This is a genomic window from Achromobacter sp. (genome assembly GCF_050285585.1).
Classification (GTDB): Bacteria; Pseudomonadota; Gammaproteobacteria; order Burkholderiales; family Burkholderiaceae_B; genus Achromobacter.
The window spans coordinates 20,736-31,918 of the sequence record NZ_JBLZXF010000043.1; the positions used below are offsets into that span (position 1 = coordinate 20,736).

Annotated in this window: 24 protein-coding genes; 12 read left to right on the plus strand and 12 right to left on the minus strand. The window is 65.9% G+C overall.

Features of this window, described 5'->3' with window-relative positions:
* Nucleotides 1–8: 8 nt before the first annotated feature.
* The 10 genes from ACN6PJ_RS28415 to ACN6PJ_RS28460 are packed head-to-tail and all read right to left on the minus strand — an operon-like array spanning nt 9 to nt 5,101.
* Entirely contained in the window at nt 9–446 is a 438-nt protein-coding gene (locus ACN6PJ_RS28415; RefSeq protein WP_427999077.1) for a hypothetical protein, read from the minus strand.
* 2 nt (nt 447–448) lie between these two features.
* Nucleotides 449–835 (minus strand): hypothetical protein, encoded by a 387-nt coding sequence (locus ACN6PJ_RS28420; RefSeq protein ID WP_427999078.1) that lies wholly within the window; start codon nt 833–835, stop codon nt 449–451.
* On the minus strand, nt 832–1,017 hold the full coding sequence (locus tag ACN6PJ_RS28425) for a hypothetical protein (protein ID WP_343499667.1): 186 nt from the start codon (nt 1,015–1,017) through the stop codon (nt 832–834). The genes ACN6PJ_RS28420 and ACN6PJ_RS28425 overlap by 4 nt, the downstream gene beginning before the upstream one ends.
* Nucleotides 1,014–1,793 carry a hypothetical protein gene (locus ACN6PJ_RS28430; protein WP_427999079.1) on the minus strand — a complete coding sequence of 260 codons (780 nt, stop codon included), beginning with the start codon at nt 1,791–1,793 and terminating at the stop codon, nt 1,014–1,016. Before ACN6PJ_RS28430 ends, ACN6PJ_RS28425 begins: the two co-directional genes overlap by 4 nt.
* The gene (locus ACN6PJ_RS28435) at nt 1,790–2,386 is read right to left on the minus strand and encodes an endonuclease domain-containing protein (RefSeq protein WP_427999080.1); all 597 of its coding nucleotides are present in this window, start codon (nt 2,384–2,386) and stop codon (nt 1,790–1,792) included. The genes ACN6PJ_RS28430 and ACN6PJ_RS28435 overlap by 4 nt, the downstream gene beginning before the upstream one ends.
* Nucleotides 2,383–3,132 carry a hypothetical protein gene (locus ACN6PJ_RS28440; RefSeq protein ID WP_427999081.1) on the minus strand — a complete coding sequence of 250 codons (750 nt, stop codon included), beginning with the start codon at nt 3,130–3,132 and terminating at the stop codon, nt 2,383–2,385. The genes ACN6PJ_RS28435 and ACN6PJ_RS28440 overlap by 4 nt, the downstream gene beginning before the upstream one ends.
* Entirely contained in the window at nt 3,132–3,905 is a 774-nt protein-coding gene (locus tag ACN6PJ_RS28445) for a helix-turn-helix domain-containing protein (RefSeq protein ID WP_427999082.1), read from the minus strand. Before ACN6PJ_RS28445 ends, ACN6PJ_RS28440 begins: the two co-directional genes overlap by 1 nt.
* Nucleotides 3,902–4,282: a hypothetical protein gene (locus ACN6PJ_RS28450; RefSeq protein WP_427999083.1), complete on the minus strand. Its 381-nt coding sequence runs from the start codon at nt 4,280–4,282 to the stop codon at nt 3,902–3,904. Before ACN6PJ_RS28450 ends, ACN6PJ_RS28445 begins: the two co-directional genes overlap by 4 nt.
* 44 nt (nt 4,283–4,326) lie before the next feature.
* Nucleotides 4,327–4,785 carry a recombination protein NinB gene (locus ACN6PJ_RS28455; protein ID WP_427999084.1) on the minus strand — a complete coding sequence of 153 codons (459 nt, stop codon included), beginning with the start codon at nt 4,783–4,785 and terminating at the stop codon, nt 4,327–4,329.
* 1 nt (nt 4,786) lies between these two features.
* Nucleotides 4,787–5,101, minus strand: coding sequence for a CII family transcriptional regulator (locus tag ACN6PJ_RS28460; protein ID WP_125283735.1), 315 nt, complete (start codon nt 5,099–5,101; stop codon nt 4,787–4,789).
* Nucleotides 5,102–5,139: 38 nt separating this feature from the next.
* Here ACN6PJ_RS28460 and ACN6PJ_RS28465 point away from each other — a divergent pair, with 38 nt between their 5' ends.
* Nucleotides 5,140–5,304, plus strand: coding sequence for a hypothetical protein (locus tag ACN6PJ_RS28465; protein WP_427999085.1), 165 nt, complete (start codon nt 5,140–5,142; stop codon nt 5,302–5,304).
* A 5-nt stretch (nt 5,305–5,309) separates the two neighbouring features.
* Here ACN6PJ_RS28465 and ACN6PJ_RS28470 read toward each other — a convergent pair whose 3' ends face one another.
* The gene (locus ACN6PJ_RS28470) at nt 5,310–5,516 is read right to left on the minus strand and encodes a hypothetical protein (RefSeq protein WP_427999086.1); all 207 of its coding nucleotides are present in this window, start codon (nt 5,514–5,516) and stop codon (nt 5,310–5,312) included.
* Complete coding sequence (locus ACN6PJ_RS28475; RefSeq protein WP_427999087.1) at nt 5,517–5,798, minus strand: transcriptional regulator; 282 nt, start codon at nt 5,796–5,798, stop codon at nt 5,517–5,519. It lies immediately after the preceding gene.
* Nucleotides 5,799–5,875: 77 nt separating this feature from the next.
* On the opposite strand from ACN6PJ_RS28475, the gene ACN6PJ_RS28480 reads away from it, so the two are divergent.
* The 11 genes from ACN6PJ_RS28480 to ACN6PJ_RS28530 all read left to right on the plus strand — a co-directional run.
* Nucleotides 5,876–6,547, plus strand: a complete 672-nt coding sequence (locus ACN6PJ_RS28480; protein ID WP_421440907.1) for a LexA family protein — start codon at nt 5,876–5,878, stop codon at nt 6,545–6,547.
* A 16-nt stretch (nt 6,548–6,563) separates the two neighbouring features.
* The gene (locus ACN6PJ_RS28485) at nt 6,564–7,082 is read left to right on the plus strand and encodes a hypothetical protein (protein ID WP_427999088.1); all 519 of its coding nucleotides are present in this window, start codon (nt 6,564–6,566) and stop codon (nt 7,080–7,082) included.
* Nucleotides 7,083–7,252: 170 nt separating this feature from the next.
* Nucleotides 7,253–7,714, plus strand: coding sequence for a hypothetical protein (locus ACN6PJ_RS28490; RefSeq protein WP_427999089.1), 462 nt, complete (start codon nt 7,253–7,255; stop codon nt 7,712–7,714).
* A 43-nt stretch (nt 7,715–7,757) separates the two neighbouring features.
* Nucleotides 7,758–8,156: a hypothetical protein gene (locus ACN6PJ_RS28495; RefSeq protein ID WP_427999090.1), complete on the plus strand. Its 399-nt coding sequence runs from the start codon at nt 7,758–7,760 to the stop codon at nt 8,154–8,156.
* Between the two features lie 2 nt (nt 8,157–8,158).
* Nucleotides 8,159–8,527, plus strand: coding sequence for a hypothetical protein (locus ACN6PJ_RS28500; RefSeq protein ID WP_427999091.1), 369 nt, complete (start codon nt 8,159–8,161; stop codon nt 8,525–8,527).
* An 85-nt stretch (nt 8,528–8,612) separates the two neighbouring features.
* Entirely contained in the window at nt 8,613–8,894 is a 282-nt protein-coding gene (locus ACN6PJ_RS28505) for a hypothetical protein (RefSeq protein ID WP_427999093.1), read from the plus strand.
* Nucleotides 8,891–9,121 (plus strand): hypothetical protein, encoded by a 231-nt coding sequence (locus tag ACN6PJ_RS28510; RefSeq protein ID WP_427999094.1) that lies wholly within the window; start codon nt 8,891–8,893, stop codon nt 9,119–9,121. Before ACN6PJ_RS28505 ends, ACN6PJ_RS28510 begins: the two co-directional genes overlap by 4 nt.
* Complete coding sequence (locus ACN6PJ_RS28515) at nt 9,118–9,285, plus strand: hypothetical protein (protein ID WP_427999095.1); 168 nt, start codon at nt 9,118–9,120, stop codon at nt 9,283–9,285. The genes ACN6PJ_RS28510 and ACN6PJ_RS28515 overlap by 4 nt, the downstream gene beginning before the upstream one ends.
* Before the next feature lie 2 nt (nt 9,286–9,287).
* Nucleotides 9,288–9,491, plus strand: coding sequence for a hypothetical protein (locus ACN6PJ_RS28520; RefSeq protein ID WP_421442100.1), 204 nt, complete (start codon nt 9,288–9,290; stop codon nt 9,489–9,491).
* On the plus strand, nt 9,488–10,387 hold the full coding sequence (locus ACN6PJ_RS28525) for a PD-(D/E)XK nuclease-like domain-containing protein (protein ID WP_421442099.1): 900 nt from the start codon (nt 9,488–9,490) through the stop codon (nt 10,385–10,387). Before ACN6PJ_RS28520 ends, ACN6PJ_RS28525 begins: the two co-directional genes overlap by 4 nt.
* A gap of 14 nt (nt 10,388–10,401) precedes the next feature.
* On the plus strand, nt 10,402–11,183 hold a 782-nt coding region (locus ACN6PJ_RS28530; protein ID WP_427999096.1), incomplete at its 3' end, for a hypothetical protein.

Genomic DNA, 11,183 nt, shown 5'->3' on the forward strand with positions numbered 1-11,183 from the left:
GCGCAATGCTACTGCCGAATTTCGCGATGTGCAAGCCCACGCGTGACGCAGGGGTGGAGGTCCGCTTCCTCCAGCAGGCCGGCATCGATGCACCCGGCTCCCAGCAGGTAGCGGGCTTCCTCCCAGTACTCGGCCAGCTGCTCGGGCGTCAGGCGGGCATTGCGCCAGATGCGCGGCCCGATCCGGTTGGCCACATGCAGCTCGACGGACACCCGATGCTCCCAGCGCGGCAGCCTGTCGATGAGGTGGTCTATGGCCCGGGCCTTGAAGGCGCGCAGCCTGGTGGCGACCTCGTCGTCATCGTCGTGGACATTCCCCGCCGCCGGGCGGGCGTCGCGGAACATGGGGGAGCAGCGGGCGTTGCCCAGGTGCGGGCGCTGCGCGGCGGTCCAGTGATACCAGATCGTCAGGAGGTCTTCCAGCGTCTCGCGGAACGGATTTTCCATTGTCACTCCCCTCCCCGCCGCCCGCCCGAGAGCGAGGGCGTTTTCGGCTGGGCCGCCAGCGCGCGCTCGCTGTTCAGGCGCAGGCCGACGGACGACAGGCTGAGCGCCGGGCGCGCCAGGACGTTGCTGGTGCGCGGCGCGGCGACGAAGACCGGGATATCCAGGCCGTCGAGCGCCTTGGGCTTCTGCGGCCGGCGCTGCGCGGGCTGGCGCTTCGGCTTGGGCAGCGGCACAACGGCGTCGGCCTGTCCGCCACGCTGGAATGCGACCTTGATGGCGGCGGCGAGCCAGCGCGTGTAGCAGTCGCGCGGCGTCTGCCCGGTGGCCATAGCGTCACCGTCCTGGCAGCGCCACACGCCACCAAGGAGCTTGATGTGGGGTTTGTTCATGACGACCTCTTGGGGTAGTCCCATTGGGAAAAGAACTTGGTCACCTTGCGAGCCGCCTGTTGCAGTTGCGCCATGCAAGCGTCGACATAGCGCCGGTCGGCGCGATTCAGATACCGGTCCAGATAGCCCGGCTCGCCGCGCGAAAGGCGTGCCTGACGGCGGCGGATGGCGCGGATCTTCATGCTTTGCGCTCCTGATCCACCGCCCAGTGCAGGATGGCCAGGGCGTCGGCGTCGTTGTCGGTCTCGGGGCGGAAGCCGCGGGCGCGGGCCTGAGCCAGCATGGCGCCCTTGTCGGCGTTGCCCTTCCCCGTCCAATGCTTCTTGATCGTGCCCACGCCCACCGGTACCAGCCGCACCCTGTGGCTGTCGGCGACCAGTTCGGTGAGGGCCAGGAAGGCGCCGTAGGCGTGCGCGGCGTCGGTGCCGACGTGGCGCTTGACGTCCTCGTAGGCGATGACGTGAACGTTGTGGCGCGCCACCACCTCGTGCAGGAACGAGCGGAACCGCTGCCACCGCTGCCCGGGCGACCAGGACTTGCGTGGCGCGAACGACTCGGTGCCGTGGGTGATCTGGCCGCCGCGCGGCAGCATCGCCCAGCCCAACTTCGTGCCCAGGTCCAGCGCCAGGATGTTGACGTTCACGCCCGGCTGCGGCACCAGGGTAGATCCAGCATTGGCGCGGCGTGGCAAGGCATTGGGGGCCTTTTCAGCACCACCCCGCGCCCGGGGGTCGGGAACGCCTACCGCGCGCGCGAAGGTGTCCGACGCCGCACGGAGCGCGCAGGGGCAAAGCTTCTCTCCCGGCTGCGGCCCGATGCAATGGCACGGAGTCGGCGCCGGCACGCTGGGCATGCTGCGGAAATCGGGAGCGAAAACAATGCGCCCGGTCTGCAGCAGCGTGCCGGCCATCGGATCCAGCGCCACGTCGGCGGATTGGGTGAGGTTGGGTAGGGTCATGCGTCGTGGTCCTTGCGGGGGAAATGGGAGGCCAGTTGCTCAATCACCGGCAGGAGGGTCTGGGCGCGCGCTTCCTGGCGAGCAAGGAGCCGGTCCTCTCGCTCCAGGTATTCGTATCCGTCGGGGAGCTCCACATCGCGCATGCATTGCCACCCGGGGACGCGGTAGATCGTCCACCCGAGCGCGGCCAGCTTCCGGTCGCGCGCGGCATCCTTGCGGGCGTCGTGGAACTTGGCGCCGTCGCACTCCAACGCTACCTTGGCGATGGGGTTGCCGAAGTCCAGGAAGAACCCCGCCACGGGCAATTGCGGCCACATGGGTAGGCCGGCACGGCGGATGTGGTACCAGGCCTCCTGCTCAATCGGCGAAAAGATCAGGACCCAGTCGCCAACCGCGTACTGGTTCTCGCCGAACCAGCTTTCCAGACCGACATCCACCCGCGCTTGGAACTCGCGGTACGCGCGGCGGATATTGGAGAACTTGACCGCGAGGTCAGCGGACCAGGCCGCCGGAACCATTGGGTAATCAACCCTCTGGCGCAGGTCAGACATGAAGTCCTTCATGTCATCGGCGACGTGAACGGGCTCTTTCATGCGGCTGCTCCTTTCTGCAGTTGTTCGACTTTGGCGGAGGCCTGTGCCTTGAGCCTGTCCAGGCGCTCCCGCTCGGCCGCCGCCAGCTGCTCGCGCTGCTTCGCGCGCTTCTCGGCTGGGCTCATGGCGTTGGCCAACATCTGCTTGAGACGGGCGATGTTCTCGGCCGCGGCCTGGTCATCTGGGGTTACGTCGGCCGGAGCCGGCAGGAGGTGTTCGATGGCCGGCGCCGACAGTTGGCCGAGGTGCACGGCGCGCTCCAGCGCCACGGCGCGACGCTCAGCGTTGAACCCGAGGGACACGGACCAGGCGGCAGGCTTGCCCTCCATCCTGGCGGCCGCCACCAGCCGCTCGTAGGCCGCGCGGAATGCCATGCGCGCGCCCACGTCGTCGCCGGCATCGAGGACCGGCCGGCAGGCAGCAAACGCCTGGGCGATTTCGTCGGTCCAGACGACGGTTTCGGCTTCATCCTGGGACGCCAACGCCACAGGCCAAGCCTCATCAGCCGTCAGCCGGCTGTCTCCGGCGCCCTGCCCCAGCAACTCCAGGATCTGGGCCGGCGTCGGCGGAAACTTCGGTTCGGTGCGCGTGTACGTTCCCAGGGCGCGACTTACGGCGTCCAGAGGGAACGGTTGCAGAATCCGCCACCAGACGGCCATAGCCTCGGCTGACGGCCGCGTGCGGTTGTACACCTCGAAGACGCCCGCCAGGCGCTTGCCAAATGCGTCGTTATCGTTGGGCTGCATCACATGCCTCCGCCGCTGGTCAGTTGCAGAAATCTCTGGTGCTCCGCCTCTGCAGCGGCCTGGCGGGCCATGGGCATGCCGAAGCCGCCGCGCTGATCGCGCAGGGGGTACAGGTCGGTCCACTTCCCGCTGCGCACGCTCTGCTCGATCACCGCCACCGGGTCATTGCCGCCGGCTCGCAGCTTGGCGAGGTGGCTGATGGCCATCGTGGCCGCGCGCTCGGTCATCGGAGCCTTCACGGCGATCCGGTGGTGCACCCAGTCCACCCAGGCCTCGCGTGGCAGCCAGTCCGGCAGGTCCAGGTCGGCCAGGTTTGGACGTTTGGGGATCGGGCGGACAGGCGCGGGCTTATTGGTGGTTCCTGGTTGTTCCTTTGGTGGTTCTTGGTTGTTAGACCGCAGCTGCTGCGGGGGTGACTGCGGGATTTGCGGGGGTACCACCGCAACAGCTGCGGGGGTGACTGCGGGATTTGCGGGGGTGCAAATATTGCGGGGGTGCAGCTGCTGCGGGGGTTGTTGAAAGGAATTCGCATCCACAACATAGGTCGTGTGCCGTCCGTTCGACCGGTCGGCGGTCACGACCTTGGCCTGTTCCAGCCACTTGATGGCGGCATGAACGGTGCGCTCGGACAGGCACGTGTACTCGCACAGCGTCGGAATCGACGGCCAAGCCGAGCCGGCCTCGTCGGCATAGTCGGCCAGTGCCATCAACACCGCCTTCGGCGAGGAAGGCATCTGCAGGGGCCGGCAGGCCTTCATCACGTCATAGCTCATTGGGCGCCCATCTTCTCGGCGCGCGCAGGCTCCCACCGGGTGTATGCCCAGTCGAAGGTGGCGCGCTTGGTTTCTCGGTCGATCCCGCTCTGGTCGTAGAGCGCGTGGCAGAAGTGGCAGGCGGGAACGGAAAAACGGTCATGGACCTTCAGCCCGGTGCCCTTCCCCTGGTTCTGGTGGGCAGGCACGACCGTTGGGTCGCCTTCGTAGCTGCAGCACCCGGCGAATTGCAGGTAGCAGCGCTCGCCACGGCACGCGGCCAGGTACTTCGGTTCGTGGCCGGGGCGCTTCTTCGGCGCGCGGCGCTTGAATGGGGTGCGCTGCAGGCCCGTAGAGGCCTTGAGCGGGGTCTTGCGGGTCAGGGGCGCAGATCTCATGAGAGAACTGTTGCGCAGACCGCCTGCCGAAATCTCGGCTTTTTTCATGGCCGGGCCTCGCGCGCGCGGAATTCGACGCCCAGCTCGGCGCCGGCGGCTTCCACCTGGGTCAGGTACTGCGCCATGCCCTTCACGGTCAGCATGGTGGTGCTGCCCACCAGCGCGCGGTCGCCGCGCGGGGTGATCTGCCACTTCACGTAGCCTTCCTGGCACAGCTCGGGGTCGTACTCTTCGGGCAGGAATTCACGCTTGAAGTGTTCATGCCAAGCCTCGGCGGTGAAGCGCTTGCCGTTCACCCAGGCCTGCTCAGCGATGTCGGACAGCGGGCCGACCCACATCAGGGCGTTCTGGCTCATCTTGCGCGGCTTGACGCGCTCGCGCACGACCACTTCCAGCGGCTCGTCGGCATCCAGCGGCAGGTTGGCCAGGAACGTCTGCGCGGCGGCCTGCTGGCTCGCGCCGATCAGCAAGAAGGTGCGGGGGTTGTGCAGGCGCTGGCGCATGTCAGTCCCGCTCTTCCGATTCGATCTCGGCCTGCAGGTATTTGTAGGCCATACGCTTGAGCGCTTGCAGGTCGTCCCTGCTCACGACGACGGCATCAGCCGCCGCGACCTGCAGCCCAACAGCGGCCAACAGCTGGCAGGCGCGCTCCAGGTGCTCCGCCTTGAAGCGGCTGAGCGTGCTGGCGTCCATGCCCATGCAAGACGCTGCACGGTCCTGCGTGGTCAATGCAAGCCGCTGCAATACCTCGGCCAAATACCTTGCGCCGATCTTGCGGGTGCTTTCCTGCTTGTCGGCAGATACTGGTTGCGTGCTCATCGAGTACTTCCTTATGAACAAAGAGCGAGGGATAAGAGGTGACGGAAACCGAGAAATTGCTGAACCACGCCCAGGACATCGCGCGCCGGACCTTCGTGGACCCGAGCGAAGCCGCGGTGATGGACCTGTTCCGTGAGCTGTGCAATGAGCGCGACCGCATGGCCTGGGCCACCGACGACCGCGTCGGCGCGACGGTGCATTGATGGGGTCATTTCTGGCGCCCTTCAGCCGCGTCGGCGATGCGGCGCAGCATCTTGCGAACTTCGTCGGGCAGATCCGGCGATTTCTCGGCCACGGTTCGAATCAATGGCACGGCATCGTCGCCAACAGCCGCGGCCATGGCGCAAGTCGACAGGATCGTCAGCGCGGCCACCACCGTCTCCAGTTCTTCGAGACGCTGCTCGGCGGTCTTCATCTACGCCGCCTCCTGCTGGGCCGCGTCGGCGAGCTCGGGCCAATACCGCGCGAAGTCGTTCGGGCGCAGGTCCTGCCGCCGACACTTCCCTTCCGTTATCAGCTCGATGTCGGCGCCGATCAGCCCGGCGACCTTGTAGCCATAGGCGATCTGCCGCAGGTAGCCAACAGACGTGCCGCGGGCAGCACAGCGGGCCTCCGCATCGGCTTTCGGGGTATCCCGGAGCCACTGCAACAGTGGCTCGACGGGGACTCGGGTGGGGATTTCGTTTTCGGTGCGCATGTCGCGACTTTACCATTTGGTAATGTCATGTCAACACCTTTTGGTGATTTATCTTTCGGTAATAGACAATGCCGCGCATGAACAACGCCGCAGACAAAGAAGTCGCGAACCGACGCCGCCAGCTTCGGAAGTGGATCGACAGCCATTTCCCGAACATGGCTGCGTTCGTCGCGCGACACGGCCTGAACCAGGGCGAGATTTCCGGATTGCTGAAGACCAAATCCTTCGGCAGCCGGAAGGCGCGCAACCTGGAAGAAGCGGTGGGCATGCCACTTCGGTACCTCGAACAGACGGACGAAGGAAGTCCGCTGGGCGCCGGCGTGAGCGGAGACAACATCAGCGCGGGGCCGGAGATAAGGGGGTTGGTACCAGTGATTTCCTGGGTGCAAGCAGGCGCATGGGCTGAAATATGCGACAACTTCCAGCCCACCGACGCTGACGAATGGCTACCGTGCCCGGTGGCGCACGGCCCGAATACCTTTGCGCTGAGGGTGCAGGGCGTGAGCATGGAGAAGAAGTTTCAGGACGGCGACATCATCTTTGTCGACCCGGCGCGCGAGGCCTACAGTGGCAAGCACGTCGTAGTCCGCCTGGACGATGAAGAGCGCGCAACGTTCAAGCAACTCATCATCGAGGATGGTGAAATGTTCCTGCGGCCGTTGAACCCGGACTGGCCCGAAAAGGTGATCAAGGTGAATGGTCGCGCTACGATCTGCGGAGTGGTGATTGGGAAATTCGTTCCTGTCTAAGGAGGGGGAAATGGTTATGAAACGACTGATGCTCATCGCGGTGTTCGTGGCCACCCTGGCCGGTTGCGCGGCTCAGCAGCGGCAGGCAGACCGCAAGACCCAGTGGGACGCGGCAGTTGCGGAGCTGCAACGTCAGAACAACGCCGCGCTGGCCGGCGAACAGTCGTTCGCCCAGGCTTACCAGAAGATGAGCGAATACGGCTACGGCCTAAAGAGCCCGATCTTTCAAGAGGCGATCGTCTCCGGCGCCGCAATCATGATGCCTATTGCAAGGGCCAGAGACGCAGGCAAGATCACCGCCGAACAGATGGCCGACGCGCAAATGTACGTTGGCGCGCAGGTGACGTCTTGGGTCAATCGCCAAATTACCCTTGAAGAAGACGCTATCCAACGACGCGAGGCCGCCGAAAGCGCGAGGCTGTCGCAGGCCTTATCCGCCATCTATATGGGACAGGCTATCGCCAACCCGCGCGCGCCGGCCGTGAACTGCACAGGCCAGCAGCTCGGCAACTTCTATAACGTGAATTGCCGATAGTCAGCATCCACGCAGTTCAACCGCCTACGGGCGGTTTTTTTTTGCCCGTTACAAATTAAATTACCATTTGGTATTGCTCCGCCAATTACCATTTGGTAATCTTCTCCCAACACATCACCAAATGGTGATTTAAAAGCCTCACCACCCGGTGAGCAACCAGGGAGAACAGAGTGAGCTACGACGTCGAGAAGGACTGGACCACTGAAGCAGGCCTGCGCGCCGTGGTCATCTGGGTGCGCGATTCGCACCGCTGCGGTTACGTGGGCGTGCCGGCAGGACATCCGTTGTTCGGTATCCGGTACAGCCAGCCCTGCGTTGCGCTGATGCGGCCGGCCGAAGGCGAAACGATTGGCAAGCGCAGCCCCTTGGCGCTGCTTTGCGCCGCCGGCGATGAACACCGCATGCAGTCGCCTGAAGTCGTGTTTGACGTTCACGGCGGCATTACCTACTCGAATGGCACCGCCGATTACCCGGCGCCTTCCGCTCTGTGGTGGTTCGGTTTCGACTGCGCGCACTCTGGCGACCGCTCCCATGGCGGCAGCACGGGCGTGATGCGCGACCTGCCCTACTGCGTTGACGAGTGTGAATCCCTGGCCAGCCAGATCGTCGCCAAGACGACCCTGCCCGCCTAACCCCCCCCCACCCCGCCCCGGGTGCCGGGGCAAGGAGAAAACCATGAAATACCTCTTCGAGGACACTGTGCGCGCCGTTCTGGTTGCCGCCGTGGAAGATGGCCAGCAGCACGCCGCAGAAGCCATTGCCTCCGCCACGGAAGCCCTGATCGCTGCTGACCACTTGCTGGAGGCTCGCGCCAAGGCTCCGAACTGGATGGACGCCAAGGCCCCGCCCGCTCCCCAACTGCCCTACCCGCCTGTGACCGACGAGCGGGCCGTGCTCGAAATGAGCCGCACGGGCGACACGTTCATCCGCACGCTGGCCGCGGCCTGGGAGCACGGCGACGCGAACAACCGCAAGCGCATCCGTACCGGCTGGGCCGACGAGTTCCGCCGTTTCGCCACGCTGGTGCACTACCAGGAAATGGCGCGCCAGGCCGAACACGAAGGGCGGAACTGATCATGAACGCCCGCCCCGAAATCCGTCTTACCTCCGCGCAGGAATTGCGCATGGACCTGACCTGGGATGTGCGCATGGCGCTGCGTGACGGCATGCATGAGGTCGTCCGCTACTGCGTAGCCGGCGAGAACCGCCAGCTGGCCGCGCATGCCGTCTACGAGGACAGCATCGGCAAGCAGGACTTGGTCGACGCCTTCGACGCGGTGGCGAGGGCCTACGCGCACGGCGACACGTTCGGCCGGATCGGCGAGCTGTTCAGCAAGTTCATGGACGGCGCCAGCGCGCACTACGTAGAGAACCTGGCCGACGCGATCGAGGACCAGGACCGGCAGCTGGACGTGTCGTTCGAACTGCCGGCGAGCCGCAAATGATGGCCTACGCCGTGTGGGGCCTGTGCGCCCTTTATGCAATTGCCCTGATCGGCGACGCCTTGATGGCGCGCTGCTGGAGAGACGAATGACGACGAAACACACGCCCGGGCCGTGGGTCAGAGACACCGGCAGCGGCTTTGGCTGCGACGTGCGCGCCCAGAACGGCCGCAAGGTCGCCGCCGCGCCGGAGCTGCTGGAGGCGCTGCAGAAGCGGGCCCAGGCCGATGCTGCTTATGCCCAGCTCGCACTGAGCGACGTTGACCCTGATACGCACGAGCGACTGCTGCAGCAGATCGAAGCCGCGGAAGACGCGGCCAAGGACGCCGCCCGCGCCGCCATCGCCAAGGCCAAGGGAGAGCAGCAATGAGCACGATCAACGACGGCGGGCCTGCCTATCCGACTCGCAACGCCCACTATGACGATCCGGATTACAGCTCCACGGGCATGACCCTGCGCGACTTCTTCGCGACGCATGCCCCTGCCGCGCCGGAGGATTTCGGCTGGATCGACGGCGAAACGGATTGCGTGCAGCGCATCGTCCGCTGGAACTGGTGTTACGCCGACGAGATGATCCGTGCGCGAGGTGCCCAATGATCCGCCGCCTCCTGCGCACCCACGGCGACCTGCTGATCGGCACCGCCTCCCTGGCCGCCGGCGTCCTCATGGCCTGCGTGCTGGGCCCGACGCTGGACAGCCAGTCCACCCCCTACCCCACCTGCGAAGGCTGCGGCAAGACCGTGGTCGTCGCGAAGGAATGACCATGCACCGCATCCCCCACGGCGGCCCCGGCGAGATTCCGCCCGTTGACGAGCGCGTCCCGAATGACGCCTTCGAGAACGTCATCCGCGCGTATGGCGTCGTCGCCGCTTGCGAATGGTTCGGCCACACGCCGGACAGCCAATTCACCGCCGACACGATCCGCGAGCTGCGCATTCGGTCTGGCGTGCCGGAGTCCGAAGCATGAACGCCATCACCGAACCCGTCGCCCTGATCGACGCGCCGTGCACGATCGACGGCCAGGACATTGAGGCGTATCACGGCGGCGCCGGCATCAGCAAGACCGGCCTGGACCACGTGGCGCGCTCGCCGGCCACGTTCTATGCCCTGCATCTGGATCCAGCCCGGCCGCCCGAGAAGGAGCGCGCCGGCCAGCTGGAAGGCCAGCTCGCGCACTGCGCCATCCTGGAGCCGGCCGAGTTCGACAAGCGCTACGCCGTGCTGCCTGCGGATGCGCCGCGCCGGCCCACCGAGGCCCAGTGGAATGCCAAGAAGCCCAGCCCGGAAAGCGTGGAGGCGATGGAGTGGTGGCGCGCGTGGAGCGAAAGCAGCGCCGGCCGCACGATCATCACGCACGCTCAGCGCGAGACGGCCTTGCGCCAAGCCGAGAGCGTGCGCCGCCTGCCGGACGTGGCCGAGGCGCTGGACGCCGGCCGCCCTGAGGTGTCCGCCTACTGGATCGACCCCGACACCGGCGTGCTGTGCCGCTGCCGCCCTGACTGGGTGCACCCCGCCGGCGACAACGGCGTGATCCTGCTCGACGTCAAGACCTACAGCGACGCCAGCCCGGCCGAGTTCGCGCGCCAGATCGCCCGCAAGCGCTACCACGTGCAGGACGCGTTCTACAGCGATGGCTTCGCGCGCGCCAGCGGCCTGGAAGTGCTGGCCTTCGTTTTCGTGGCGGTCGAGACGGAATGGCCCTATGCGGCCAGTGCCGTGATGCTGGACGACCAGGGGCTAGACGCCGGCCGCGCGCTGTATCGCCAGGACCTGGAGACCTATGCCCGTTGCCTGGCCGCCAACGATTGGCCGGGCTATTCCACCGCCATTGAAACCGTATCCCTGCCCGCCTGGGCGCTCTGATTCCCGAGGTTCACATGAACGACCACGTACAAAACCCGTTCGCAGTCGCCCCGCGCAACGACGCCAGCAGCGCGCTGGCCGTCAGCGACCAAGCCCGCGGCGTCGCCGAAGTGCAGGCCAAGCTGCTGATGGCCCAGCAATTCCCCCGCGACCAGGTGCAGGCCATGGACAACATCCTGAACGCCTTCACCCGTCCGCGCTTGGCCGAAGTGGCGAAATACCAATTCAGCCGCGGCGGCAGCGAAGTGGACGGCCCCAGCATCCGGTCTGCCGAAACCATCGCTCAGAACTGGGGGAACATGGAATTCGGCTTCCGGGAGGTCGCGCGCGGCCGCGGCACGGATGGCGTGACGTACAGCGAGGTCGAGGCCTTCGCGTTCGACCTGCAATCCCGCACGCGCCGCCAGTTGCAGTTCCAGGTGCGCCACTGGCGAGACACCAAGAAAGGCGGCTACCCGATCAAGGACGAGCGCGACATCTACGAGCTGATGTCGAACATGGCTCAGCGCCGCGTGCGCGCCTGCATCCTGGCCATCGTCCCGGGCGACGTGATCGACGCGGCCATGGAACAGGCCGAAATCACGCTGAAGTCCAAGGCTGACACCAGCCCAGAGGCCATGCAGAAGATGATCGACGCCTTCGCGCCCTTCGGTGTCAGCAAGGATCACATCGAGAAGCGCATCCAGCGTCGTCTGGAATCCATCCAGCCCGCCCAGGTGGTCAGCCTCAAGAAGATCTACGCCAGCTTGCGCGACGGCATGAGCGCGGCGTTTGACTGGTTCGAGGTCGAAGACGC

Bases quoted from the DNA above. Each gene is read 5' to 3' on its own strand.
- ACN6PJ_RS28430 (WP_427999079.1), bottom strand. From the start codon at position 1,793: ATGACCCTACCCAACCTCACCCAATCCGCCGACGTGGCGCTGGATCCG.
- ACN6PJ_RS28460 (WP_125283735.1), bottom strand. From the start codon at position 5,101: ATGAGCACGCAACCAGTATCTGCCGACAAGCAGGAAAGCACCCGCAAG.
- ACN6PJ_RS28475 (WP_427999087.1), bottom strand. From the start codon at position 5,798: ATGCGCACCGAAAACGAAATCCCCACCCGAGTCCCCGTCGAGCCACTG.
- ACN6PJ_RS28440 (WP_427999081.1), bottom strand. From the start codon at position 3,132: ATGCAGCCCAACGATAACGACGCATTTGGCAAGCGCCTGGCGGGCGTC.
- ACN6PJ_RS28485 (WP_427999088.1), top strand. From the start codon at position 6,564: ATGAAACGACTGATGCTCATCGCGGTGTTCGTGGCCACCCTGGCCGGT.
- ACN6PJ_RS28455 (WP_427999084.1), bottom strand. From the start codon at position 4,785: ATGCGCCAGCGCCTGCACAACCCCCGCACCTTCTTGCTGATCGGCGCG.
- ACN6PJ_RS28510 (WP_427999094.1), top strand. From the start codon at position 8,891: ATGAGCACGATCAACGACGGCGGGCCTGCCTATCCGACTCGCAACGCC.
- ACN6PJ_RS28495 (WP_427999090.1), top strand. From the start codon at position 7,758: ATGAAATACCTCTTCGAGGACACTGTGCGCGCCGTTCTGGTTGCCGCC.
- ACN6PJ_RS28450 (WP_427999083.1), bottom strand. From the start codon at position 4,282: ATGAGATCTGCGCCCCTGACCCGCAAGACCCCGCTCAAGGCCTCTACG.
- ACN6PJ_RS28480 (WP_421440907.1), top strand. From the start codon at position 5,876: ATGAACAACGCCGCAGACAAAGAAGTCGCGAACCGACGCCGCCAGCTT.
- ACN6PJ_RS28420 (WP_427999078.1), bottom strand. From the start codon at position 835: ATGAACAAACCCCACATCAAGCTCCTTGGTGGCGTGTGGCGCTGCCAG.
- ACN6PJ_RS28500 (WP_427999091.1), top strand. From the start codon at position 8,159: ATGAACGCCCGCCCCGAAATCCGTCTTACCTCCGCGCAGGAATTGCGC.
- ACN6PJ_RS28520 (WP_421442100.1), top strand. From the start codon at position 9,288: ATGCACCGCATCCCCCACGGCGGCCCCGGCGAGATTCCGCCCGTTGAC.
- ACN6PJ_RS28525 (WP_421442099.1), top strand. From the start codon at position 9,488: ATGAACGCCATCACCGAACCCGTCGCCCTGATCGACGCGCCGTGCACG.
- ACN6PJ_RS28470 (WP_427999086.1), bottom strand. From the start codon at position 5,516: ATGAAGACCGCCGAGCAGCGTCTCGAAGAACTGGAGACGGTGGTGGCC.
- ACN6PJ_RS28515 (WP_427999095.1), top strand. From the start codon at position 9,118: ATGATCCGCCGCCTCCTGCGCACCCACGGCGACCTGCTGATCGGCACC.
- ACN6PJ_RS28505 (WP_427999093.1), top strand. From the start codon at position 8,613: ATGACGACGAAACACACGCCCGGGCCGTGGGTCAGAGACACCGGCAGC.
- ACN6PJ_RS28435 (WP_427999080.1), bottom strand. From the start codon at position 2,386: ATGAAAGAGCCCGTTCACGTCGCCGATGACATGAAGGACTTCATGTCT.
- ACN6PJ_RS28445 (WP_427999082.1), bottom strand. From the start codon at position 3,905: ATGAGCTATGACGTGATGAAGGCCTGCCGGCCCCTGCAGATGCCTTCC.
- ACN6PJ_RS28425 (WP_343499667.1), bottom strand. From the start codon at position 1,017: ATGAAGATCCGCGCCATCCGCCGCCGTCAGGCACGCCTTTCGCGCGGC.
- ACN6PJ_RS28415 (WP_427999077.1), bottom strand. From the start codon at position 446: ATGGAAAATCCGTTCCGCGAGACGCTGGAAGACCTCCTGACGATCTGG.